This is a genomic window from Gracilibacillus timonensis (genome assembly GCF_900086715.1).
Lineage (GTDB): Bacteria > Bacillota > Bacilli > Bacillales > Amphibacillaceae > Gracilibacillus > Gracilibacillus timonensis.
Genome location: NZ_FLKH01000012.1, coordinates 327,635 through 351,559, shown reverse-complemented (window position 1 = coordinate 351,559; position 23,925 = coordinate 327,635). Strand labels below are relative to the sequence as shown.

Annotated in this window: 22 protein-coding genes; 8 read left to right on the top strand and 14 right to left on the bottom strand. The window is 41.0% G+C overall.

The genetic code is table 11. From position 1 onward, the window contains the following. Positions 1–15 precede the first annotated feature (15 nt). From larE to BN6556_RS12675, 4 genes are read right to left on the bottom strand one after another with little or no spacing between them, the layout of a single operon-like run. Positions 16–852 carry an ATP-dependent sacrificial sulfur transferase LarE gene (gene larE, locus BN6556_RS12690; protein ID WP_066192017.1) on the bottom strand — a complete coding sequence of 279 codons (837 nt, stop codon included), beginning with the start codon at positions 850–852 and terminating at the stop codon, positions 16–18. 19 nt (positions 853–871) lie between these two features. Next, the gene (locus BN6556_RS12685; protein WP_066192015.1) at positions 872–1,642 is read right to left on the bottom strand and encodes a glucose 1-dehydrogenase; all 771 of its coding nucleotides are present in this window, start codon (positions 1,640–1,642) and stop codon (positions 872–874) included. A 32-nt stretch (positions 1,643–1,674) separates the two neighbouring features. Next, positions 1,675–2,946, bottom strand: a complete 1,272-nt coding sequence (locus BN6556_RS12680) for a nickel pincer cofactor-dependent isomerase, group 22 (protein ID WP_066192012.1) — start codon at positions 2,944–2,946, stop codon at positions 1,675–1,677. 15 nt (positions 2,947–2,961) lie between these two features. Further along, complete coding sequence (locus tag BN6556_RS12675) at positions 2,962–3,888, bottom strand: AEC family transporter (RefSeq protein ID WP_066192010.1); 927 nt, start codon at positions 3,886–3,888, stop codon at positions 2,962–2,964. Between the two features lie 290 nt (positions 3,889–4,178). On the opposite strand from BN6556_RS12675, the gene BN6556_RS12670 reads away from it, so the two are divergent. Both BN6556_RS12670 and BN6556_RS12665 read left to right on the top strand, forming a co-directional pair. Then, entirely contained in the window at positions 4,179–4,778 is a 600-nt protein-coding gene (locus BN6556_RS12670) for a TetR/AcrR family transcriptional regulator (protein WP_066192006.1), read from the top strand. A gap of 170 nt (positions 4,779–4,948) precedes the next feature. Next, positions 4,949–6,139 carry a M14 family metallopeptidase gene (locus BN6556_RS12665; RefSeq protein ID WP_066192004.1) on the top strand — a complete coding sequence of 397 codons (1,191 nt, stop codon included), beginning with the start codon at positions 4,949–4,951 and terminating at the stop codon, positions 6,137–6,139. 270 nt (positions 6,140–6,409) lie between these two features. Here the strand turns inward: BN6556_RS12665 and BN6556_RS12660 are convergent, their stop codons facing one another. The 6 genes from BN6556_RS12660 to BN6556_RS12635 form a co-directional block, all read right to left on the bottom strand. Further along, positions 6,410–6,946, bottom strand: a complete 537-nt coding sequence (locus BN6556_RS12660; protein ID WP_066192002.1) for a hypothetical protein — start codon at positions 6,944–6,946, stop codon at positions 6,410–6,412. Between the two features lie 312 nt (positions 6,947–7,258). Next, positions 7,259–8,059, bottom strand: a complete 801-nt coding sequence (locus BN6556_RS12655; RefSeq protein ID WP_066192000.1) for an energy-coupling factor transporter transmembrane component T family protein — start codon at positions 8,057–8,059, stop codon at positions 7,259–7,261. Next, positions 8,056–8,913 carry an energy-coupling factor transporter ATPase gene (locus tag BN6556_RS12650; protein WP_066196347.1) on the bottom strand — a complete coding sequence of 286 codons (858 nt, stop codon included), beginning with the start codon at positions 8,911–8,913 and terminating at the stop codon, positions 8,056–8,058. The genes BN6556_RS12655 and BN6556_RS12650 overlap by 4 nt, the downstream gene beginning before the upstream one ends. Next, positions 8,904–9,710 carry an energy-coupling factor transporter ATPase gene (locus BN6556_RS12645; protein WP_148436779.1) on the bottom strand — a complete coding sequence of 269 codons (807 nt, stop codon included), beginning with the start codon at positions 9,708–9,710 and terminating at the stop codon, positions 8,904–8,906. The genes BN6556_RS12650 and BN6556_RS12645 overlap by 10 nt, the downstream gene beginning before the upstream one ends. Positions 9,711–9,747: 37 nt before the next feature. Continuing rightward, positions 9,748–10,689, bottom strand: a complete 942-nt coding sequence (gene menA / locus BN6556_RS12640; protein ID WP_066191996.1) for a 1,4-dihydroxy-2-naphthoate polyprenyltransferase — start codon at positions 10,687–10,689, stop codon at positions 9,748–9,750. Positions 10,690–10,705: 16 nt separating this feature from the next. Continuing rightward, positions 10,706–11,761 (bottom strand): FAD:protein FMN transferase, encoded by a 1,056-nt coding sequence (locus tag BN6556_RS12635; RefSeq protein WP_392388609.1) that lies wholly within the window; start codon positions 11,759–11,761, stop codon positions 10,706–10,708. A gap of 344 nt (positions 11,762–12,105) precedes the next feature. Between BN6556_RS12635 and BN6556_RS12630 the strand changes: the two genes are divergently transcribed. The 3 genes from BN6556_RS12630 (at position 12,106) to BN6556_RS12620 (ending at position 15,698) form a co-directional block, all read left to right on the top strand. After that, positions 12,106–14,001, top strand: a complete 1,896-nt coding sequence (locus BN6556_RS12630) for an FAD-dependent oxidoreductase (RefSeq protein WP_066191992.1) — start codon at positions 12,106–12,108, stop codon at positions 13,999–14,001. Positions 14,002–14,132: 131 nt separating this feature from the next. Next, positions 14,133–14,684: a Gx transporter family protein gene (locus tag BN6556_RS12625; protein WP_066191990.1), complete on the top strand. Its 552-nt coding sequence runs from the start codon at positions 14,133–14,135 to the stop codon at positions 14,682–14,684. Between the two features lie 27 nt (positions 14,685–14,711). Next, the gene (locus BN6556_RS12620; RefSeq protein ID WP_066196344.1) at positions 14,712–15,698 is read left to right on the top strand and encodes a polyprenyl synthetase family protein; all 987 of its coding nucleotides are present in this window, start codon (positions 14,712–14,714) and stop codon (positions 15,696–15,698) included. 175 nt (positions 15,699–15,873) lie between these two features. Here the strand turns inward: BN6556_RS12620 and BN6556_RS12615 are convergent, their stop codons facing one another. Further along, complete coding sequence (locus tag BN6556_RS12615; protein WP_066191988.1) at positions 15,874–16,269, bottom strand: DUF5412 family protein; 396 nt, start codon at positions 16,267–16,269, stop codon at positions 15,874–15,876. Between the two features lie 170 nt (positions 16,270–16,439). Here BN6556_RS12615 and tnpB point away from each other — a divergent pair, with 170 nt between their 5' ends. After that, positions 16,440–16,790, top strand: a complete 351-nt coding sequence (tnpB, locus tag BN6556_RS12610; RefSeq protein ID WP_205410304.1) for an IS66 family insertion sequence element accessory protein TnpB — start codon at positions 16,440–16,442, stop codon at positions 16,788–16,790. Between the two features lie 66 nt (positions 16,791–16,856). Next, positions 16,857–18,419 carry an IS66 family transposase gene (gene tnpC / locus BN6556_RS12605; protein ID WP_222860567.1) on the top strand — a complete coding sequence of 521 codons (1,563 nt, stop codon included), beginning with the start codon at positions 16,857–16,859 and terminating at the stop codon, positions 18,417–18,419. Between the two features lie 261 nt (positions 18,420–18,680). On the opposite strand, the gene BN6556_RS12600 is transcribed toward tnpC, so the two are convergent. From BN6556_RS12600 to csaA, 3 genes are all read right to left on the bottom strand, one after another. Then, on the bottom strand, positions 18,681–19,598 hold the full coding sequence (locus BN6556_RS12600; RefSeq protein WP_066191986.1) for an aldo/keto reductase: 918 nt from the start codon (positions 19,596–19,598) through the stop codon (positions 18,681–18,683). Between the two features lie 131 nt (positions 19,599–19,729). Next, the gene (locus tag BN6556_RS12595; protein ID WP_078060091.1) at positions 19,730–20,599 is read right to left on the bottom strand and encodes an ROK family protein; all 870 of its coding nucleotides are present in this window, start codon (positions 20,597–20,599) and stop codon (positions 19,730–19,732) included. A 234-nt stretch (positions 20,600–20,833) separates the two neighbouring features. Next, complete coding sequence (csaA, locus tag BN6556_RS12590) at positions 20,834–21,163, bottom strand: chaperone CsaA (protein ID WP_066191981.1); 330 nt, start codon at positions 21,161–21,163, stop codon at positions 20,834–20,836. A 359-nt stretch (positions 21,164–21,522) separates the two neighbouring features. Here csaA and BN6556_RS12585 point away from each other — a divergent pair, with 359 nt between their 5' ends. Continuing rightward, positions 21,523–23,814 carry a ribonucleoside-diphosphate reductase subunit alpha gene (locus BN6556_RS12585; RefSeq protein WP_066191979.1) on the top strand — a complete coding sequence of 764 codons (2,292 nt, stop codon included), beginning with the start codon at positions 21,523–21,525 and terminating at the stop codon, positions 23,812–23,814. The last annotated feature ends 111 nt before the right edge of the window (positions 23,815–23,925 follow it).

Below are 23,925 nucleotides of genomic sequence, written 5' to 3'. Positions count from 1 at the left end.
CCAGTTGTTTCGCCATTAGTTATACACCGTGAGAATGGCCTCTTGTTTTTTATGGGACAATTCCTTATTCATACTGCCGCTTTTATATCCTGCTAAATCCATTGTAACAAATTGATAACCATATTCCTGCAGTTTTTCTGTTATTCTAGTATAATTCTTCACGATCTTATCCATGTCTTGAGGCTCTACTTCAATTCTCGCAATATTTTCATGTGTACGCACCCTGACTTGTCTAACCCCAACAGTCTTTAAAAAGGCTTCCGATTTTTCCACCTTCGTTAATTTTTCCTTGGTAATGGTTTCACCGTAAGCAATTCTAGAGGATAGACAAGCAAACGATGGTTTATCCCATGTCGGTAAATCCATTTGCTTCGATAGTTCGCGAATCTCTTCTTTATATAAATCTGCCTCTTGGAGCGGACCTCGAACTCCTTGTTCTTTGGCCGCCCGCATACCTGGGCGATATTCGCTCATATCATCGGCAATGACACCATACACAATATTGGCAAATCCTCGTTCCTTCATAATGGGGACCAAATGATCGAATAAACTGTTCTTGCAAAAATAACAACGGTTTTTATCATTTTCGGTATAACCCGGGATGGCTAATTCACTTGTCTCAATCACTTGATGATTAGCACCTATTCTTTCCGCTAATGATTGAGCTTCTATCCGTTCGCTAGTAGGATATGTCTCAGAATCAGCAGTCACTGCTAAGACCTGTTCCTTGCCAAGTGTATCGACCGCCATTTTTAGTAAAAAGGTGCTGTCTACCCCGCCTGAGAAGGCTACGACCACTTTTTTCATGTCTTGGAGAATAGCAACCAAGGATTGATACTTTTGCTCTAGCATATTATCTCTCCTTTATCCTCTAAATTGTCATGCTGCCAAATCCGCCATCTACTCGTAATAATTCGCCCGTCACATAACCACTTGCCTTATCGGAGGCAAGGTATACCGCAGCCCCTTGTAATTCTTCTGGATTGCCGAAGCGATTCAACGGGGTATGACCCATAATCGACTGAATACGTTCTTCACTTAAGATTTTGCGATTTTGTTCCGCTGGGAAAAAGCCTGGGATAATCGCGTTTACTCTAATGTTATGCGGAGCAAATTCCCTCGCCAGATATTGTGTCACATTGTTTATCGCGGCCTTGGAGGCCGAATAAGTAAAAACTTTTGATAAAGGGGTGGTCGACGAAACCGATGAAATATTAATAATACTTCCCTGACGCCCTTGGTCGATCATTTTTTTAGCAAAGGCTTGAGTGGCAAAAACAACCCCTTTTAGATTCACACCCATAATCTGATCCCATTCTTCGGTTTCTAGTTCGAGATACGGTGTCGTGCTGTTTGTTCCAGGTGCATTTAATAAAATGTCCCAACCACCTGACCATGTCTCAATCTCATCGATGACTTGGTCAATCGTTGTTAAATCGCTGACATCGGCTTGAAAGGCCTTCGCGTCTCCCCCACTTTGTGCGATTTCTGTCGCCACTTCTTCGGCTGTCTTGATATTGCGGCCGACGATGGCCACTTTGGCACCATGATCTGCTAGACCTTTCGCCATGGAGCTGCCCAAGGTACTGTTTCCTCCTAATATTACTGCTACTTTCCCTGATAAATCAAATAATGAATGCATATGATCACCCTCCAAAAATGTATTTCGTCTGATTAATTTATGAAATTTCCTTTTTCATCAAATTCCCATGTGTAGAAATCCGTTTGCTTCTCTATGCCTTGGTGCTGTTCTACATCATCTAACATGGTCTCTGATACTTCAATTTCCCCGATTTCCAAGGTGTTCTTAATACGAACGACTCTTGCTTTTTCAAAATGTAAGATATTACATGTCTTAATAGCTGCCTGTACCGCCGTTTTATCGTTTGGCATGGCAGTTGAAATATGTGTAGGACCTACTACAGTAGAAGTTAAACCATTGGCATAAGTTGCTTCACGATCCATCTTATCTACCAAACGTTGCGTCGTAAAATCGGCAGTTCCTACCCCATTGGCATTGCCTTCGGTTTCTTCGGTTAAATCAAGCACCACCATCTTCGTTACATCAGGTCCGCCATAAGCATATGGAGTGGGATATCTTCCAGTAATATTTGGGTCCATCCCATCACCACTAATGTTTTTACCGATTTCATCAATAATCAATACATCGATTTTGTCAAACATGATTTGTGGCAATGATTGTTTCGCTTGTTCTTGCAGCACAGGTTCTTTGTCTTCAATCTCCTCTGGCAAGAGAACATCCAGAACCGCTACCTTATCAAAAGCGTTCTCCACCGTAGCAACAGCAAACAGGATCGGCATTTTATCCAGAATGATCTTTCCCATTGCTGGGACATGCTCCGCCATATGCTTAAAACCTAATTGATGACAAGCTTCTGCTCCTTTTTGCTTTCCTAACCCGATACTAATCATTTTCATAATGCCGCTTTCAAATGGACCCCGGAAAGCCGTATGTGGTTTCACACGATTAATTACAACGATACCATCTGCCTCAGATGCTAATTTATCCACATAGATCGGTAAGCCATTTTCCAATTCATCAATCTTTACTACTTCCATAGAAGAACGGATCTCCGCACCAACTACCTCTTCTCTGATACCGAGATGTTCCAAAACCGCCTTTTGTCCTGGACCGGTTGCTCCTCCGTGACTTCCCATACACGGTACGATGAATGGCTTCGCACCTTGATCTTTAAGGAAATCAATCGTAAGCTTTGTCATTTCCACCAGTTTATCCAACCCTCTGCTGCCTACCGCTACCGCAATTTCCATTCCTGGTTGCACTTGATTTTCTATCTTTTTTACATATAAACGATCGGATAATGCGGTTGTAAAATCATCTATTTGCTGATTATCAAAATACTGTTTTACCTTTGCCACTTGTGGAATAGGGATATCCCCAACTAACTCCTGTAAAATACCCATGAACTGTCACCTCTCTTAAAATATGATTTGTGCAATATATACCGTTGCCGTCACTGTTATCATACTAACAATCGTAGAATAAAGCACAGTTTGTGCCGCCAAATCGGGATGACTGTTGTACTCCTCTGCAATCACGGCACTGTTTACAGATGTTGGCATAGCAGAGGCAATCAATAGGGCTTGTGCTAATATTCCATCTAGCCGAAAGACATAAGCAATAATCACGAAGGCAAGTAACGGTCCCCCGATAAGACGCAAACCAATACTGACGTAAACACTGGTCAAGACCTTCTTAAACTTTAATCGAGCCACTTGTGCTCCTAATGTGATCAAGGCAAGCGCTACCATTGCGTCAGCAATATAACTTGCTGACGTCCAGATGGAAGCTGGAATCGGGATATTACCAATATTAAGTAATACGCCGGCAAGCATTGCGTATAAAACTGGCATACGAAAATAACCTAAAATCGCCTTCCATTTGCCATCCTGAGCTGCCCTTAACGAGAAAATACCATAGGAAAATAGAAAAATATTCTGTAAGGTTAAAACAATCACTTGAATAGACATGGCATAAGGATCTCCGCGAAAAACCAGGTCATTAACTGGCACACCATAGTTACCTGAATTAAAAAAAATCGCACTGTTGGTAAAAGTTGTTTTTCTGCCTCCGCTAATATGTAAAAGCTTTGCTAATAACAAGGCAGCTAGATAAAGCAATAGCACCAATAATACAAAAAAAGCAAACACATAAAAGAATAGCTTGCCATCAAACGATGTTTCATACAATCGGACAAAGATAAAACCTGGCACCAAAAAATAAATATTTAGTTTGGCCAAGGTAGCTAAATCTAATTGAAATTTCATGTGTAAAACAAAGCCAATAGCTAATAATATAAAAACAGGCAAGATAACATCTTTAAAAATAAAGAAAAACTCTGTCAAGTAGTTAGCCACCTCCGTTTAACAACGTTGTTATTATAGTTTATCACATTTTGCCAGCAAATGAAATAAGGTTCAACTGGAATAAAAAGAAATTGCTGATTTTTTTATGGAGATTGTATTTAATCTTTATAAATTCTACCGATATAATACTTACTAGTACATGAACAAATTAATCTTTTTTTCCCAGATACAGGTGTGCTGACTTGCACACATCCACAGGACATTAGCGGAAACTCGATACATCATTTGAACATCCTTTACTAGTACCTAAAATAAAGAGGTGACACAACATGCCGAAAGACACTTTTTTTAATTTACCTGATGAAAAAAAACGCAAGCTAGTTCAGGCATTGCATAAAGAATTTTCACAACATCCGCTCATTAATGCGTCCATTGCTCGAATAATAGCGACTGCCGAAATACCTCGTGGAAGTTTTTATCAATATTTTTCTGATTTAGCCGATGCCTATTTTTATATGTTCGACCAGCAAATCACCGAAGTAGCTGATCAATTAATGAAAATATTAAGAGAAGAACGAGGCGATATCTTTCAATCAAGCCAGTATTTGTTTTCCTGGCTGCTGAAAGAGCGAGAACATTTCTCCCTTTTAACACAAGCTCTGTTAAATCTAAACGGTCACATACATCAGGCGATCACGTCGGTGTTTACTATTGATACGGAAGTCATTTTTCATTTGCAGCTAGAAGTGGCACCAGCACCTTTTGAAAATAAAACCTACTTCTCGCACTTACTTCGGGTGATTTCTGCGACGATGATTCATAATTTTATTGAGGCCCATACGCAAATTCTTCCATTAGAGGCTGCTGTTTATAATTTTTCACAAGATTTACAATTGCTCAATAATGGTCATCATACCGTAGCTTTATAATAAAGTGCAACTTCATTCCGGTTAGTTAAACCAAGCGGCCCGTTACTGGCTGTTGATCTCCCATGCATCTTTTTTGAAGTGGGAATCTGACAACCAGAGTTGTTTATCTCATGAAACCTGCCATTCCTTCATATATTTAATTATGAATAAAGAAGTGGAGGTTATTGGTTATGGAGATTACCGTACGTCATCATGATACGTTTTCGTATTACAGTCAATTATTTGACTTGCCCTTACCACTAATCGCTGCCTCTAATCCTACTCTATCCGATGATTCACTAGCTACCGGACAAGTACTGCACATCCCTGGTTACACAACAGTCCCTTATACCATTCAAGCTGGCGATACTTGCTGGACCCTTTCCCAACAGCGCCAACTCCCGCTTGATCAAATATTACTGCTTAACCAAACGACGATATCCCAGCCCTTACAACAAGGAGAATTGATTTTACTGCCCGTTAGAGTAAGACACATGCTCATTACGGATACAGATCAATACTCCTTTGTAAAATTTCGACGGGATATAGACCGTTTATTGACCGTTTATCCTTTTTTGCAAAAAAAAATTATTGGTCATAGTGTGTTAGACAAGGAAATGATCGAACTGCAGATTGGTTGGGGATCTCAGAAAAAACATATCAATGGTTCTTTTCATGCCAATGAATGGATTACTACTTCTATTATCATGCAGTTCATCAACCAATACCTGCTTGCATTAACCAACCGACTACCACTTAAAGGTCTCGACTTATTACCTTATTTTGTACAAAATACGCTTTCACTTGTTCCTATGGTCAATCCGGACGGCGTAGACCTAGTATTATTTGGAGCACAGGCGGCTGAGGACAAACAGAACGATGTATTGTCCATCAACCAAGGAAACCATGATTTCACCAATTGGAAAGCTAATATCCATGGCGTTGACCTTAACAATCAATTCGCTGCATTATGGGAAGTGGATGCCTCCAGAAAACCAACAGCACCGAGCTTTAGGGATTTCCCAGGCTACCAGCCATTAACTGAACCAGAAGCAATCGCTATGTCTGCTTTGGCACAACATCATTCTTTTGATATTATGAACGCTCTACATACACAAGGTCAGGAATTTTATTGGGGGTATCAAGGCTTAGAACCAGCCGCCGCACACCGCATTGCCAGTGAATATCAACGCGTAAGCGGCTATAAGTCTGTTCAATATGTCGACAGCTTTGCTGGTTATAAGGATTGGTTTATTCAAGAATTTCAAAAACCCGGTTTCACGATTGAATTAGGATTAGGAATGAATCCCCTGCCGATTCGCCAATCTGAACAAATCTATCAAGATATGCTGGGAATTTTTCTAGCGACGTTGTATCTGTAAGAAGACTTGCTTGATCGAGAAAACTATGCGTCATCATGGCAAGAAGTTTACTCCTTTGTCCATACAAATGACGGACATTATCTTGAGATTTGCACTCCTTTTGGTCGTCATTTTCCAAATGACAACCATTTTTTCGCGATGTTTACTCATTTTAGTCGTCATCAGATCTGCTATTTCAAAATCACAGCCTTGCCAACACCGATTGTAATGAAGTCCAACGAACACACAAAAGTGGCACGGCCAATCTGTGTTGGTGTGCCACTTTCTTTTTTATTCTATTTCACCCGTCACTTCACCATCAATCGTTGCAGAAGCTTCGACATCTTCATTAGCAAACTGCAGGTTACCATCAATTGTCGCTGACTCATCAAGCGTAAAACCATTGGCTTCTACAATCACATCACCAGCTAGTGTTCCGCCTTGGAAATTTAAGTTTTCGCTCTGAACGGTCAAACTCGGTACGGTGATCGTATAAGAATCGGTAATGTTGTGATCCTCATCTTGGGTATAAGGCGCAATTTTTCGATAAATATCATTTGCCTCATCACCTTTGTCATGGAATTCACCAGCGACTACGACATCTTCGTCCACTGTAATATCTTCCAAAGTGGCAATGATCCATGTGCCATCTTCACCTACTGCATCTACAAAAGCCTCTGATTCGTTGACAATAGATGCCGTTGTAACTGCATCCTCTTCCCCATTTCCATTTGCTGCAGTATCCTCGGTTTGATCTTCCCCATTTGAGCCACATGCAGCTAATAAACCTACTAATAAAATAGATGTTGCGAATAACTTGATTCTCATTCGAATTACCTCCCAATAAATTTCATTATGTGATTTCTTTCACAATAATTATATCATGTGATCAAACGTTGTGAACGGTAGTTTTGTGAATAGTTTGTGAAATATTGAATAAGAGGAAACCCATCGAATGATGTCGCTCGTTTTTGTGCTCTTATGCGTGCGGCATTTCTAGCAGAAAGCTCCCTCTTAAAGAAGAATAAACGTCATAAACTGACACTTCCAGCTAGACTACCGCACGTTAAATCACGTTAAGCTGAAGATGGTGCACGACAATGCCCCGGCCAACCACTGCAGAACGCTTGGTTATCACACTCACCCTCCCGTTCGCAGCAGAATCAGAATGAACGTTAATAATACCATGACAAGAAGCGTGATTGTGTCGATTCCATGCCAGCTCAAACGACGGAAAGAAGATCTAGGCTTGTTGGATTGATAACCCCTAACCTCCATAGCATTCGCCATATCCTCTGCTCGTTGTAACGAACTTTCAAATAACGGCACAAAAATCGGTACAATTTTCTTCATTTGCTGTGGAAGGGAACCTTCACCAAACTCTGTACCTCGGGCACGCTGGGCATCCATTACCTTCTGCGTCTCATCTAACACAATGGGGATAAAGCGTAAGGATATCGAGAGCATAAGCGATATCTCGTTAACTGGCAACTTCAACCTGCCTAAAGGCTGGAGTAAATAGTTAATCGCATCCGTTAAATCAATGGGCTTCGTCGTTAATGTAATCACTGTGGATATAAAAATGATCATGGTAAACCGACTGAAAATATAAACACTATTTATTAAACCAAAGGATGAAATGGTGATAGGTCCCCAATCCAAATAAATTTCACCACCTGCCGTAAATAACAATTGTAACATGACGGTAAAAAGAATCAGCCAGATTAAAGGTCGGACTCCACGCAGATAGACGCGAAAAGAAACACCGGATAAACGCATCATCGAAAATGTAAACAGCCAAAGTATCGTATATGTCTGCCAATTATTCGCTATAAATAAAATAGCAATAAAAGAGATACCCGCGATCAGCTTAGCACGTGGATCGTTCCGGTGCAACAGTGAGTTTCCAGGAAAATAGCGTCCTAAGATTAACTTATTCATGCTAATCCCGCCTCTATCAATGCATCGGTTAGCTCATCTAAGGTAAGACAAGTTCGCGATAATTTTATATCCGACGCTTGTTCTATCTTCAACTGCAGACGACGTGCCTTGGGTAGTTCCAACTCCCATTCTCTTAACTGCACTGCATCCGTAAATAACTCAGCTGGGGTCCCATGATAGACAACCCCTCCCGCTTCCATCACTATGACTTGATCCGCATATAAAGCAACATCATCCATATCATGGGTTACAAATAAGGTGGTTAAGCCTCGCTCCGTATGCCAGTTATGAATAAGCTTCATCATTTCTCTTTTTCCCTTTGGATCCAGCCCTGCACCTGGTTCATCCAGCACCAGTATAACAGGGTCCATCGCTAATATCCCGGCAATGGCTACATAACGTTTCTGGCCACCCGATAAGGAAAAAGGAGACTTTTGTAGAACGGAAGCATCTAATTGTAATCGTTGAATAATTTCTTGGGCATTACGACGGGCCTCTGCTTCCGTTGAACCGAAATTCATCGGGGCAAACATGATATCCTTCTCTACTGTTTCAGCAAACAGTTGTGATTCGGGAAATTGAAAAACCATCCCCACCTTACGTCGCACGGCTTTGAGTAATTTTTTATTATTTTCAGGGGTCAATTCCAAATCACCTATGCCTACTCGACCATGAATCGGCAACAATAAACCATTGGTCGATTTAAGCAGACTAGACTTTCCTGATCCAGTCTGACCTACCACCGCTGTAAAGGCCCCCTCTTTTACCGTTGCCGTGACAGACTTTAAAATCTCTGGACTGCGAATCGGACCGACTTGATAATCTGCGGTTACCTGCTCCCATGTTACTTGCATAACCATCGCACCATTTCATCTTCTGTCATATAGCTACCCGGTATTGTGCTACCTCGTTCTTTTAACTTTCTTCTCAGTTGTTCAATAAAAGGGACTTCTAGCTGTGCCCCTGATTGAAACACTTGGGCAGGTTCACCCGTCTCAACCACTTTCCCTTGTTGGAGTACTAGCATGCGATCTGCAGCTTCAGCTTCATCCATATCATGGGTAATCGAAATAATTGCAAGCTGATGGTGTTCCTTTAATTCATGTAGGATAGCCATGACCTCTTGTTTACTGGCTGGATCTAGCATGACCATCGCCTCATCTAAGACAAGGACCGACGGGTGTAAGGCAAGTAATCCAGCGATGGCAACCCGCTGTTTTTGTCCACCTGATAAATGGGAAGGATCGTAATTGGCATAGGCGGCCATCCCAACTTTTTCTAGTGCATGATCGACCCTTTGCTTCATTTCCTCATAAGGCATATTAAGATTCTCTAAAGCAAAAGCAACATCATCTTTGACAGTCGTACCGATAAATTGATTTTCTGGATTTTGAAACACTAAACCAATTTGATGACGAAGCTCCCATTTTGTCTCTTCCATTAATTTTGTTCCATTAATATAAATATGACCTTGAGCCGGTGTTAACAAACCGACTAGCAGTCTGGCAATCGTTGATTTTCCTGAACCATTATGGCCTACAATAGCTAGCCATTCTCCTGGATCCATCGTAAATGAGACATCTTCAATTGTTTGTTTATCTTGACGTAAATCATAGCGAAAGGTTAAATTCTCCACCTTTACACAAGACATGACCATCACACTCCCCTCTCCCTTCTCTATCAAACTATCATGATAAGAATACCGCTGCAAGTAAGGTAATTGTCATCATTCCATTCACCAACATCATATTCTTTAAAGACAAGGGGAATGTTTCCAGTTTGCTTTGCCTTTGTTTAAATAGTTTGATACTTTTCATAATAGGCCCCAAAACAAGAAATACCAGCAGGACATAAGCAGGTAAAACCTGTATCAATACCGCACCTAAAATAGCGAGAAATGCCAAAAAATAAAGCAAATGGAATAATCTTAAGGCGTTTTTTCTGCCAATATAATAAGGTAGTGTAAAACGCTGGTTGGCAACATCCTCTTCTAAGTCACAAATATTGTTGGCCAGCATAATGTTAGCAATAGTCAACACGGCTGGTAATGATATGAGAAAAATCTCCAACATCAATAAGACATCTAGTTCAAACGTAATCATACGACCGCTCCAGCCTAAATGGGCAATCCCTTGATCGAATGCATTGACGTAAATAATGAGAAAGGTAATACCAAACCCCATGGTAACACCTGAAAACACTTCGCCAAGCGGCATACGAGACAGCGGAATCGGCCCAAACGTATAAAAAATACCAATCGCAAAACATAACATGCCGATGATTAACACAAACAAGTCGGTACGAAATACCAGCCAAATTCCTAGTAAAGAAGCAATAGCCAGCATCGTGATAATCGTTGCTACTACTACTTTTTCCGGGATTTTCTCTTGTCCAATCACATTAGATTGTTCTCGGTAGTCATCGCTTACTGCTTTTTTATAATCCATGTAATTATTAATCGCCGTTGTCGTCAAATCAAACAACAACATCGCACAAAAGAAAATGATGGTATTGACTGGTTGAATAACCTCATAACGATATATCACAAATAACAGACCAATCAAAAATGGAAATAAACTCGCTAATTTCGTACGAATCTCTACTAATTTCAAAAATGTAGTACCCCTCATCCTAATCTCCCCCCTATTATTCCAGGCTAAACGCCTCATTCGTTAACTCAAATTGATCAACTAGCCCTTCTGTTGTGTATACTTCCTTATCCTTCGTAATGAATATTGCCTCTACACCCTCAAACTCCTCGATAAATTCCATTCCTGCTTGGAGACCTTTTGAGAACAAAATCGTAGACAAGGCATCACCGTCGATCGAATCATCACTAATAATTGAAACACTGGCTAATTCACCATCAAATGGATAACCTGTTTTAGGATCTAATAAGTGGTGATACCTTTGCCCATCCACTTCCAAATAGCGTTCATAAATCCCTGAAGTAACAATAGATTGATTGACCGTCATCAGCTTACCAACAGTTTCTCCCCTATCCATAAAAGGATTTTGAATACCTACTGTCCACTGTCCACCTGACGGCTGATCACCCAACACGTATATATTTCCTCCCAAATCAATAATAGCCGTTGTCACACCCTGCTCTTCCAGAAGCTGTACAATCTCATCAGCAATATAACCTTTAGCAATCGCCCCTAAGTCTAACAGCATATTCGCTTCTTGAAGCAGAACCGATTGATCGGCTTGATCTAATGCCACTTGTTCGTAATGAACGAGTGGCAATACCTGATCAATCTCTTCTTCTGTTGGTTTTCTTGCATTATCCATACCAATATTCCAAAGACCGGTAATTGGACCGATCGTAATATCAAAGGAACCGTCAGCTAACTCACTGTAATTCTTCCCTGCCTCAATCACACTATATACATCGTCTGATACTGGAACAGGCTGCTTCCCAGCTTGCTGATTTATTTCATTGACCTCACTGCCATCTTCATTCATCGTGATTTTATCTTCCAATTCTCTTACTCGATCAAAGGTTTTGTCTAGTACCGCTTCTTTCTCTTCGTCATAAATTTTGACCGTTACCACAGTACCCAATAAAAACTCGGTTTCTTCATAAGGTTTGTCGGTTAAGCTGCGCTGATCGTCTGCTTGACTAGTACCATTAGAACATCCTGCCATAATCAACATACTAATGATGCCTAAAATCCACGTTTGTCTCCACATGTTTATCCACCCCTTCTTATTCGTTTGACTAATCCATTGCATTCCCCATCAAACTAGTTATTCTTTTCACAATGTTTTAGTTATATTTATTGTTAATTATTTCACAAACTTTATATTTTAATTGTACAACGTTTTTGTCTGTATGTCTATAAAAATATTGCATATATTGTTATATACCAATGTTTTTTCTGTGATCCTGTTTTCTATAACATGATTCTATTTTTGTTTAATTTGTGAAATCTTTATCATTTTTATAGACAAATGAGCAAAGTGTGTTACAATGTAATTGATCACAATTTCACAAAGTAAAGTGATCAAGGATATTTATTAAGTAAAGGAGTGGAGAGATAATGACCAAGAAGAATATTGTTATCATTGGGGCAGGTTATGCTGGTGTTCATGCCGCTAAGAAATTAGCGAAAAAGTACAAAAAAAATGATGAAATCACCATCACGCTAATTGATCGTCATTCCTATCATACGATGATGACAGAATTACACGAGGTAGCTGCACATCGTGTGGAGCCTTCTGCTATTCAATTTGACTTACGGCGGTTATTTAATCGTACAAAAGTGAATCTTGTCACAGACAATGTCACAAAGGTGGATCATGATAGTAAAACCATCCATACTGAACATGGGGAATATGCATTTGACTATCTTATTTTAGGAATGGGTGGAGAGGCCAATGATTTCGGCACACCTGGTGTAAAAGAGCATGGTTTCACCCTTTGGTCTTGGGAGGATGCTGTTCGCGTTCGTCATCACTTAGAAGATGTGGTGAAACGAGCTGCGTTAGAGCGTGACCCTGAGAAGCGACAAGCCATGTTAACTTTTACCGTTTGCGGCTCTGGTTTTACTGGCATTGAAATGATTGGGGAATTAATCGAATGGAAATACCGACTGGCCAAAGAAAATAAACTAGACGAAGAGGATATTCAATTGTATGTAGTAGAAGCAATGTCTACTATTCTGAATATGTTGGACCGCAAAAGTGCCGACAAAGCGGAAGCCTATTTAAATAAAAAAGGCGTCAAACTGTTGAAAAATTCACCAATTGTCGAAGTAAAAGAGGACAGTGTGGTATTTGAATCTGGAGAGACCCTGCCTACCCACACCTTAATATGGACAGCAGGTGTCAAAGCAAACTCGGATACAGAGGAATATGGTATTCCAAGCGCTAGAGCAGGTCGCTTAAAAGTAAATGAGTATATGGAAGCGGAAGATTTGGAAGATGTCTATGTCATTGGGGACTTGGCTTACTTTGAAGAAGAAGAGGGAAAACCAACCCCGCAAATTGTCGAAGCAGCAGAGCAAACAGGTGTAACTGCAGCTAAATCAATTATTGCCGAGATCGATAACGGCCAAAAAGAGGCTTATGACGGTAAATATCACGGCACAATGGTTTCCATAGGGGCAAGATACGGTGTCGCTAATTTAATGGGACTACGTCTCAGTGGCTGGTTTGCCAACTTTATGAAACACATGGTTAACCTATACTATTTCTTTGGTATTCGAAGCGGCTATTATATGTTCCATTATATTATGCATGAGTTTTTTCACACAAAAGATAAGCGAAATATCTTCCGCGGGCTATCCACTCGATACGGTAATGTCTTATGGAGTTTACCGTTACGCTTGTTCGTTGGTGGCTTTTGGTTAGTGGAAGCTGGTTCGAAAATCTGGGGAGCGGCGACTTGGGAAGAAGCGACATCCAGTTTCAAAAATATACCTCAATTATTCCAAGGTTTAGGTGAAGGTTCTTGGTTGACTGGTAATACCGTGAGGATGCCGTTTGAATGGCTACAAACACCAAACAGCGGTGCCTCTGAGGCTGCTAGTGGCGCAAGTGAAGCGGCTGAAGGAGCTGTAGAATGGGCTACTCCTATCCTAAGCGAAATGCCTGGTATCTTTGAATGGTTTATGAAACTTGTCTTACCAACACCTGAGATGGCCGTATTTATGCAAAAAGTTGTTGTATTCATTGAATTATTTATGGGACTTGCGATTGTTTTCGGTCTCTTTACTTGGTTAGCGAACGTAGCGAGTGTTGGATTCCTGACCATGTTTACCCTGTCTGCTATGCTAGGTTGGGATAAAGTTTGGGCACTTCCTGCCTCCATTGCCTTGCTTAATGGTTCCGGACGTTCCATTGGTTTAGATTATTGGGTTGTACCTTGGTTACAGAAAAAAGCTGGTGACATCTGGTACGGTAAGGAACGAGCGATTTATAAAGATGATCAATAGACTGACATCAGTGGGGGTTCTCCCCCATTGATCATAACTGATCATTTTGTGTCCATTATCTTCCGTTATTTATACAAAATGGATGTTGACACCTAGAAAGTATGTATTCCAATAGAAGGGGAGGATCGATCATGACAAATAACCAGCGCCTTGTGTATATTGCATTACTAGCTGCTCAAGCGGTGATTATCGGCTTGCTGGAACGCGCGATTCCTTCCCCCTTTGTGATTGCTCCTGGTGCAAAGCTTGGTTTAGCCAACATTATTACCTGTATGGCGTTATACACCCTGCACACCAAAGATGTTGCCAAAGTCGTAACGATACGCATTACCCTGGCTGCTTTACTGGGAGGAACGATTTCTTCCTTTATGTACAGCGCATTAGGAGCCTTGTTCAGTTTTATAGGTATGTGGGGAGTGAAAAAGCTTGGTCCATCACGTGTTAGTCTTATTGGCGTCAGTGTAACAGGCGCTATCTTGCACAACATCGGGCAATTAACTATCGCCAGCTGGATTGCCCAAACATGGACCGTACTGCTCTACTTACCTGTTTTATCATTTATCGGTATTCTGACAGGGGTTGCGGTAGGTATCGTAGCCAATTATCTATTAAATCATGTGGAGAAGCTCCACTATTATCGTAGTTTGCAAGAATGGGAGTATAAAAAACGTTATTCTTTTTAACATTTAACAGGGGTGATAATGATGACTATCCAAGTTCATCCAATGTGGGAATCATATCCGCAATTAAAAACGGATTTGCGCGCTGTCCAACAGATTATCGCAGCCCACATGCACATTCATGATAAACAAATTGAGGCGATTATCCGTGGATTACTTTCTTCTGGAGGGAAATTGCTGCGTCCGGCTTATACCCTCTTATGTGCTCAGATAGGGGGGACCACATCGGAGGAAAAAGAAAGAGCGGTTGCTGTAGCGGCAGCACTGGAGACATTGCACATGGCAACGCTCGTTCATGATGATGTGATTGATGAAGCAGACGCCCGCCACGGATCACCAACGATTCACACGCACCAAGGAAATCAATTTGCTGTTTATTCCGGTGATTATTTATTTTGTGTATGCTTTACGATTTTGTCTAAATATGCCAAATCACTATCTCATCTAGAATTCAATGCTCGTAGTATGGAGAAAATTTTGACTGGTGAATTAGATCAACTCCATTCCCGTTATCAACAGGTGACAAGTGTCAAAGATTATCTGAATCGTATATCTGGTAAAACGGCACAGTTGTTTGCAGTCAGCTGTTATTCTGGGGCCATTACCGGCCAGACTTCACGCAGACAAGCGATGATTGCCTGGAATATGGGGCATTATATTGGAATGGCCTTTCAAATCATCGACGATATACTAGATTTCACTGGGGATCGCAAGACCATGGGAAAACCCCAGTTAGCGGACATTCGCCAAGGTGTCTATACCCTTCCGCTTCTTTATGCCATGCGGGAAAAACCTGAATTATTAACTCCTTATTTAGACAAAAAAGAGGAGCTAACCGATGAAGAATTAATGGAAATAATGGCCATCGTAGAAGAAACAAAAGGGATTGAGTATGCACAGCAATTAGCAAAGAAATATACCATCAAGGCTTTAAAGGCGTTAAAAAAACTACCCGACGGCGAGTATAAACAAACCTTATTTGAATTAACCAGCAAGCTGTTGTATCGCAGTCTTTAAGAACATATGGAAACTTCATCGTAGTCTTTAACAGATTTGAAAAAAGGTACTTGTATGCAAATCAGATCATTTTCTTTCTGAATGATCTGATTGCTGGACCTGCTATTGATATGTTTATGGTACATGATTACCGTAGCCTCTCTTCTATTTCCACTCCCACAAGAAATAGCATTTGTCAGCGAAAATCATAGCTATCTTTTAATACATCCAACTCCACTTTCTGTGGATCACCACTCAGATTTTTTAACAAAATAGACTGATCACTTAACCATACTACCTCAAAATCATTGCCACTCGGTCCAATCCAAAAAATATTTTTCATAAAGTCATTCTCCTTATACAATGCTCCAATGTACGTATACTCGAAATAAGCTGTAGGGCCTGGGTAATAATATACCTTAATCGCATATTCCCCATTTTCTGACTCAGATACCACCTGATGATTGGATACATCCATATTTTCGAACCCAAAAGGTCCCCAAACCATTGGTCTAATCCAAAGAACGAAAATACTTAAAATTAGAAAAAATAAGAAGAGGACGAGATATTTATGCTTTTTGATTAATGTCATACAATACCTCATTTACATGTTAATCATACGTTTTTATCGATCATTTTAACATGTTTGGTACCTCCATAACACTAAAATTCATGGTAAGCGATCAATAACCAAGTATCTATAAATGCAGCATCACCTCCTGTACACTTATGGTAAGACAAAGATACAGGAGGTTTTTCTATTTGATTGTTAATTTAAAGCAAGCGAAAGGGTTTTATATTGTATGTGGAAAAACAGACATGCGGTATGGGATTGATTCGTTGGCTTATACGGTGCAATCCCAATTCCATTTAGATCCTTTTCAAGAAGCGTTGTTTTTCTTTTGTGGAAACAAGCAGGATCGCTTCAAGATGTTGCATTGGGATGGAGAAGGTTTCTGGCTGTTATATAAACGGTTTGAAAATGGGCAATTAAAATGGCCTCGAACGACCAAAGAAGCCCGGGAACTGACCAGTCAACAAGTGGATTGGCTACTCCGTGGTTTTTCGATTGATCCACCGATACAAATCGCTTCTTCTCGCGCCTTTTATTAAATAAAGAGTGCTTTTATATCCCTTTTATGGTATAATATAGTTAGAAAATAAAAGGGAGAAACGCGTATGAGTCCCGAGGAGACATTACTAAAAATCAACGAAGCACAAGTGAAACAAATCGAACAATTAACAGCTCAGCTCGCTCAACAAGCGAATGAGCTGACATTGTTGCGGGAACAAGTCGCTTACCTCACCCAAAAAATCTTCGGTAAATCCAAAGAAACACTACCTCCTGATCATCAACTCACCTTCTTTGATGCACCAGAAGCCCCTCCTATCGTGGAAGAGGACATCGAGGAGGTTACCGCGAAACGGAAGAAAACAAAAGGCAGAAAAAAAGCCATTTTAGACCAGTTTCCGGAGCAGCCTGTTCACCATCGACTGGAGGGAGAGGCCTGTACTTGCCCCACGTGTGAGGCAACGTTGGACGCCATCGGGAGCTATGCCGTGCGAGAAGAAGTCATTTACCTTCCTGCCAAGCTTCAACGACAAGTGCACTACCAACACGCTTATAAGTGCGCAGCCTGTTCCAAACAAGGGCCAGAAGATAAGATTATCAAAGCACCAGTTCCCAAAGCGCCTATCGATAATAGCTTGGGTTCTGCTTCGATTATTGCCCAGTCGATGCATCAGAAATTTGAGTTAAAAGTACCTGCCTATCGTCAAGAAAAAGGTTGGCACCGCATTGGTTTACCCATTACGCGCCAACAAATTGCCAATTGGCATATACGAGTGTCGGAGTATTATTTAGCCCCTTTTTATCAACTGTTGAAAGACACGCTACTTCAACAGCCGATGTTACATGCCGATGAAACAACGTATCGGGTGTTGGAAAGTGATACCGTGAATACGCATTTTTGGACCTTTTTAAGCGCCAAACATAGTGAAAAGCCGATCACGCTCTATCATCACGATCCAAGTCGGGGAGCCCATGTCGCTCAAAGCTTTCTTGGTACGTATAAAGGGTACATCCATTGTGATATGTGGAAAGCTTATCAAGCCCTTTCTAACGTAGAGTTGGTCGGGTGTTGGGCGCATGTTCGTCGCAAATTCATAGACGCGATGCCAAAGGATTGTCCCGCCGATGCGTTGAGTCGACAAGCAGCCGAGAGGTGTGACCAATTCTTCACGTATGAGCGCGCGTGGTCCGAACTATCCGATGAGGAAAGGTTGGGGAAACGCCAAACCATCTTGAAACCCAAAATGGATGCCTTTTTTGATTGGTTACGGGAACAAGATCCTTTATCCGGCAGCAAGTTAGGCGAAGCGATACAGTATGCTTTGACATACGAGTCCACGTTTCGCACGGTCTTGAAAGATGCGAAACTAGCGCTTGATAACAACCGAGCCGAACGCGCCATCAAACCCTTCGTGATGGGAAGAAAAAACTGGTTATTCAGCGCCACCTATGAAGGAGCGACAGCCGCTGCGATTATCATGAGTATCATCGAAACAGCGAAACAAAATAACCTCGTTCCCGAAAAATATATCACTTATTTACTCGAAGAACTTCCTAACCTTCCCACCTTAGCCAATGAGGAAGATTGGAAGGCTTATTTGCCATGGCGTTCCCACGTCAAAGAACGTTGCCAGGAAAGAACGCTGCCAAAGCCACGAAACAAGAAATAAGGATAAATCTCCCCAACCCTTCTGTTCCTCTTTCTAGAACAGTTTATCGCAGGGTTGGGGATTTTTCTATACACTTGAGTATTGATCGCTTACAATTCATGAAACGAACGAATACGTGTCATTTTAAAGATAGCTATTTCTATACGAAGAAGCTTCCTTTCATTGCAAAAGGAAGCTTCTTAACTAAGTGAGTCTTCGTGCTTCAATAATGCTTTCAACTAGGCATTTTTTTCGTATGCCTATCACTTTTGAATAACTGTTTTATGGTAACTTATTGCCCGCTACGCGATAGAGCTCATACCATTCTTCACGGCTTAAAGTGACCTCGGTTGCCTTGGCAATATTCGTTAATCGTTCTTGGTTCATCGTGCCTACGATTGGCTGCATATTGGCAGGATGGCGTAAGATCCAAGCAATGGCGATCGCCGATTTGGTCACTTGGTGCCTATCTGCAAACTCCTGTAACTTTTCATTTAATTGCGGGAACTTTTCGTGATCGATAAATACTCCCTCGAAGAAACCATGCTGGAATGGCGACCATGGCTGAATAGTCATATCATGCAAACGACTGTAATCTAAAATACCGCCGTCACGCACAATGGCCGGATCATGCTCCATATTGACATTTAAGCCAGCATCGATCATCGGAGTAAACATCATGCTTAATTGTAACTGATTCGCAATCAAATCCTGTTTGACATTCTTTTTTAATAATTCGATCTGTGACGGGTTATGATTACTCACCCCAAAATGACGTACTTTACCACTTTGCTTTAATTCATCAAAGGCCGCTGCCACTTCTTCGGGCTCAACTAAGGTATCCGGTCTATGTAATAACAGAATATCGATATAATCGGTTTTTAGACGTTTTAGACTTCCCTCTACAGAAGATAGAATATGTTCTTTGGAGAAATCAAAAAAACCGTCTCGAATACCGCATTTTGTTTGAATAACCATTTGCTCACGAACCGACGGAGACATCTGAATCGCCTCTGCGAAGATTTCCTCGGACCGACCTTTACCATAGATATCGGCATGGTCAAACATATCAATATTCAAATCCAAGGCATTTTGAATCACACGATTAGCCTCTTGAACGGATAACTGATCCATGCGCATGCAGCCTAATGAAATCTCACTAACTTGTAAACCACTCTTTCCAAGTTCTAATTTTTTCATGCTTTCACTCCTCTATTCTTTATAAAGCTAGTTTAGCATATAAAAAGGGTGTAAGCGATTATATTGCACGTTCGACCATTATTCCTTCACAAAACCCTGCCATATTTTCATGACAGGGTTTTGTAGAATTTTTACCGATCCATCGCCAAATACAAGGCACCTTTGACACCGGCTTCGTCTGTTAAGCCTGGAGCGACTATATAACGATCGATTTCTTTTTCCGTTAAATAAGGAGAGCTGACATAGCCATTCAGCATTTCCAAGACATTTTTACGAATTAACGGGAATAATTGTGCTTGTTTCATCACACCGCCACCCATAATAATTCGCTCAGGAGAAAGAATGTAAATGTAGTTGGTTAACGCTTGGGCAAGGTAGTATGCCTCCATCTCCCATACTTTCTCATCATCTGCTAATTCCTGCCCTTTTTTACCCCATCTTTGCTCTAAGGCTGGTCCGGCAGCAAGCCCTTCCAGACAGTCTTTATGATACGGACAAGCGCCTTCAAAATTATCATCGGGATGGCGGATTACCCTTATATGTCCCATTTCTGGATGTGACAGCCCTTTAAGCGTTTGACCGTTGAAGTAAGCTCCTGCACCAATCCCTGTCCCCACGGTTATGTATAAACACGTATCAACATCGGTTGCATTCCCCCACTTCGCCTCTGACATCGCTGCCACGTTTACGTCAGAATCAATCTCGATTGGAACCTGGAGCGCTTCCTTTAACGTTGCCCCTAGTGGATAATCTACCCAATCTAGTTTGGGTGTTTTTTGGAGTTGTCCATATGTATCGCTTTGCTTATTAATATCAATTGGTCCGAATCCTCCTACCCCTAAACGATCAATTCCTTTTCCTTCAAAAAAGGCAATGATCTTCGGGACTGTAATATCGGGATGTTCGGTTGGAATAATTTCCTTTTCCAGAATATCACCTTGATCGGTTCCTACACCTAATACAAATTTTGTTCCACCAGCTTCAATTGCACCTAATTTCACTATGATTGCCTCCTCTTCAACTTCCCTGATAATAGCTCAAATGCTTTTTATTATCCTCTTTTATTCTAGCATAATCACCACGGATAATGTATATTTTTCAGCTAATTTGTCAAAGAAAACAGGGCAAAATCTGTCTGGTTCTTTATTGCTAATCAAAAGAGATGTGACTGCCGATAAGGAGGTATTCATGAAAACTTTTCGTTACAGCTGTATATCCCTATCTGCTATCACATTTCAGAAAATTTTCGTACCATTTTCCACTGGTTGATCGGGCGTTAACAAAATAACATCCCCATAGCTCGGCACACCGCCCAAAACCAACACCTCGGACCGGAAACCGGCAATGCGTATCACTGGAAAATTAACTACTGCCGTTATTTGTTTCCCTATTAATTGTTCCGGCGAATATCGGTTGGTAATTTGAGCAGAGGATTGTTTTACACCAAGTTCTCCAAAATCTATTCTTAATTTGATAGCAGGCTTTTTAGCTCCCTCTAAATAATCGGCCTCTATAATAGTACCCAATCTTAGGTCCAGCTTCAAAAAGTCTTCTATTGTTGCCATCTAACCACCTCTTCTTTTTCCATTATATACTTTGACATTTCACTTCAATTTATCTTATAATAACAATTCAGTGTCTATTTTTCACCTCTATTGCTGTCGGAAAAAGTCGGTAAGCTATTACTTAAGTCTCAATCTTTTTCGACCAACCCTCACCCTATCAACCTTTATAAAAAACAATGACAAATCCAAATACTTTTTTATTGTCAAAATGCCCTGCATCATTTAAAATACAATATATAGACAACAAAGAGTTCAAAACATCAATATATTGTATTTGCTGGTTAGCAATATTACATAACACTATTAAATATAAATCGCTCTTTCGGGCGCTTTTATTATGTATATGGAGGGCTTTAATTATGACAACAACGGAAGCAAACAGTATCAGGCATTCAGTCATCAATGCATTACAACAAGCTGGGGAAACATTCGACTTAGATACCAAAGAAATTCAGCAACGCATTGAACAAACAACAAAATCAGACCAGGAAACAACACAAGAAGCCTTATTCTACTCGTTAAACCAAATTGCGATGGATCAACCGGATTGGACGTTTGTAGCTGCTCATTTTCACTTGGATAACCTATATCGGGAAGCTGCTTCTAACCGCGGCTACGATGGCGAGCAAAAATACGGCAGCCTGTATGAATTGGTTCATACTCTGACAGATATCGGCATCTACTCAACGGATTTATTAGCATCTTACAGCAAAGAAGAACTAGATTCTTTACAAACCGCTATTGAACCAGAGCGAGATAAGCTCTTCAACTATATTGGATTATTCTTACTTGCCGATCGCTATCTGGCACGTGATCATGAACGTAACCTTTACGAACTGCCTCAGGAACGTTTTATGATCATTGCCATGACACTTATGCAAAAAGAGGCACCAGAAAAACGACTAGATCTGGTAAAGGAAGCATACTGGGCCTTAAGCAACCTGTATATGACCGTAGCAACCCCTACCTTATCCAATGCCGGTAAAAGCTATGGACAACTATCGTCTTGTTTCATTGATACGGTAGACGACTCGCTTGATGGCATTTATCTAAACAATTGGGATATTGCCCGCCTTAGTAAAGATGGTGGTGGTATTGGTATCTATTACGGCAAAGTCCGTGCGTTAGGCTCCGACATTAAGAAGTTTAAAGGCAATTCTTCTGGAGTAGTACCATGGATCCGCCTTGTTAATGATACCGCCGTTAGTGTCGATCAATTAGGACAACGCCAAGGGGCCGTTGCCATCTATCTCGACGTATTCCACAAGGATATTATGAACGGCTTCTTAGATTTAAAAACGAATAATGGAGACGAACGACGTAAAGCACACGATATCTTCTCTGGAGTGTCCATCCCAGATTTATTCATGCAGCAGCTGCAAGAACGGGATGAGCAAGGCAAGAGTGTAGGTGAATGGCATACATTCTGCCCACATCAAGTGAAGCAAACGATGGGCTGGAAAGATGAAGATGGTAATCCACTCGGACTAGAGGATTTCTATGACGAAGAAAACGAGAAATATTTCTCTGAAAAATATTGGGAAGCAGTAAACCACCCATTATTACCAAGAAAAACGTATCGCGCCATGGATATTATGGCTCGTATCATGGTCGCACAGTTAGAGACAGGTACCCCGTATATGTTCTATCGTGATGAAGTCAATCGACAAAATCCGAATAAACATAAACGCGGCATCGGTAAAACATCGATCTATTGTAGTAATTTATGTACAGAGATTGCACAAAACATGTCAGCTACATCCATCACCAAGGAATATCAAGATGAAGACGGCAATATCGTAATTATCCGTAAACCAGGTGATTTTGTCGTATGTAATCTATCTTCTGTTAACTTGGCAAATGCGATTCGCGCAGAAGTCTTGGAGCGTCTTGTCGCTATTCAGGTTCGCATGCTGGATAACGTGATTGATCTTAATACGATTTCTGTTGGTCAGGCACAAGCAACCAACAAGAAATACCGGGCAGTTGGCTTAGGTACATTCGGCTGGCACCACCTATTGGCGCTAGAGAACATCCACTGGGAATCAGAGGAAGCTGTTAATTATGCGGATAAAGTCTATGAGGACATTGCTTATTATACGATTAAGGCGTCGATGGAATTGGCTCAGGAAAAAGGTTCGTACAACGAATTTGAAGGATCCGAATGGCAAACTGGCGTCTACTTTGACCGTCGTGATTATACGACAGACCGTTGGCAAGAGTTACGCCAACAAGTTGCCGAAAAAGGAATGCGTAATGGCTGGTTAATGGCCGTTGCTCCTAACTCTTCTACCGCTAAGATCGGCGGTTCAACAGATGGGATTGATCCAATCTATAACGTAGAATATGCCGAAGAGAAGAAAAACTTTAAATTTAAAGTAACGGCACCTGACTTGGATCACGTCACTTATAACTATTATCGCCGTGCACGTCATGAGTTAGACCAGTTATGGAGTATCAGACAAAACGCGAAGAGACAGCGTCATATTGATCAGGCGATCAGCTTTAACCTCTATGTCCGTCACGACATCAAAGCCGTTGATCTATTAAACTTACACGTAGCTGCATGGGAAAATCGATTAAAAACAACCTACTATGTCCGAAGCACATCACAAACAGAGATTGAAGAATGTGAGGCATGTCATAGTTAATCGATCGAGACACAATTGAAAACACAAGCGGTGAGACCAAGCAAAACGGATCGGAATATTTACACAGTCGTTTACACTGGGCTCACTGCTTGCATGTAATAAAGGAGGATA

Excerpts from the sequence above, each read along its gene's own strand:
- larE (WP_066192017.1), bottom strand. The coding sequence starts at position 852 with ATGCTAGAGCAAAAGTATCAATCCTTGGTTGCTATTCTCCAAGACATG.
- BN6556_RS12685 (WP_066192015.1), bottom strand. The coding sequence starts at position 1,642 with ATGCATTCATTATTTGATTTATCAGGGAAAGTAGCAGTAATATTAGGA.
- BN6556_RS12680 (WP_066192012.1), bottom strand. The coding sequence starts at position 2,946 with ATGGGTATTTTACAGGAGTTAGTTGGGGATATCCCTATTCCACAAGTG.
- BN6556_RS12670 (WP_066192006.1), top strand. The coding sequence starts at position 4,179 with ATGCCGAAAGACACTTTTTTTAATTTACCTGATGAAAAAAAACGCAAG.
- BN6556_RS12665 (WP_066192004.1), top strand. The coding sequence starts at position 4,949 with ATGGAGATTACCGTACGTCATCATGATACGTTTTCGTATTACAGTCAA.
- BN6556_RS12660 (WP_066192002.1), bottom strand. The coding sequence starts at position 6,946 with ATGAGAATCAAGTTATTCGCAACATCTATTTTATTAGTAGGTTTATTA.
- BN6556_RS12655 (WP_066192000.1), bottom strand. The coding sequence starts at position 8,059 with ATGAATAAGTTAATCTTAGGACGCTATTTTCCTGGAAACTCACTGTTG.
- BN6556_RS12650 (WP_066196347.1), bottom strand. The coding sequence starts at position 8,913 with ATGCAAGTAACATGGGAGCAGGTAACCGCAGATTATCAAGTCGGTCCG.
- BN6556_RS12645 (WP_148436779.1), bottom strand. The coding sequence starts at position 9,710 with ATGTCTTGTGTAAAGGTGGAGAATTTAACCTTTCGCTATGATTTACGT.
- menA (WP_066191996.1), bottom strand. The coding sequence starts at position 10,689 with ATGAGGGGTACTACATTTTTGAAATTAGTAGAGATTCGTACGAAATTA.
- BN6556_RS12630 (WP_066191992.1), top strand. The coding sequence starts at position 12,106 with ATGACCAAGAAGAATATTGTTATCATTGGGGCAGGTTATGCTGGTGTT.
- BN6556_RS12625 (WP_066191990.1), top strand. The coding sequence starts at position 14,133 with ATGACAAATAACCAGCGCCTTGTGTATATTGCATTACTAGCTGCTCAA.
- BN6556_RS12615 (WP_066191988.1), bottom strand. The coding sequence starts at position 16,269 with ATGACATTAATCAAAAAGCATAAATATCTCGTCCTCTTCTTATTTTTT.
- tnpC (WP_222860567.1), top strand. The coding sequence starts at position 16,857 with ATGAGTCCCGAGGAGACATTACTAAAAATCAACGAAGCACAAGTGAAA.
- BN6556_RS12600 (WP_066191986.1), bottom strand. The coding sequence starts at position 19,598 with ATGAAAAAATTAGAACTTGGAAAGAGTGGTTTACAAGTTAGTGAGATT.
- csaA (WP_066191981.1), bottom strand. The coding sequence starts at position 21,163 with ATGGCAACAATAGAAGACTTTTTGAAGCTGGACCTAAGATTGGGTACT.
- BN6556_RS12585 (WP_066191979.1), top strand. The coding sequence starts at position 21,523 with ATGACAACAACGGAAGCAAACAGTATCAGGCATTCAGTCATCAATGCA.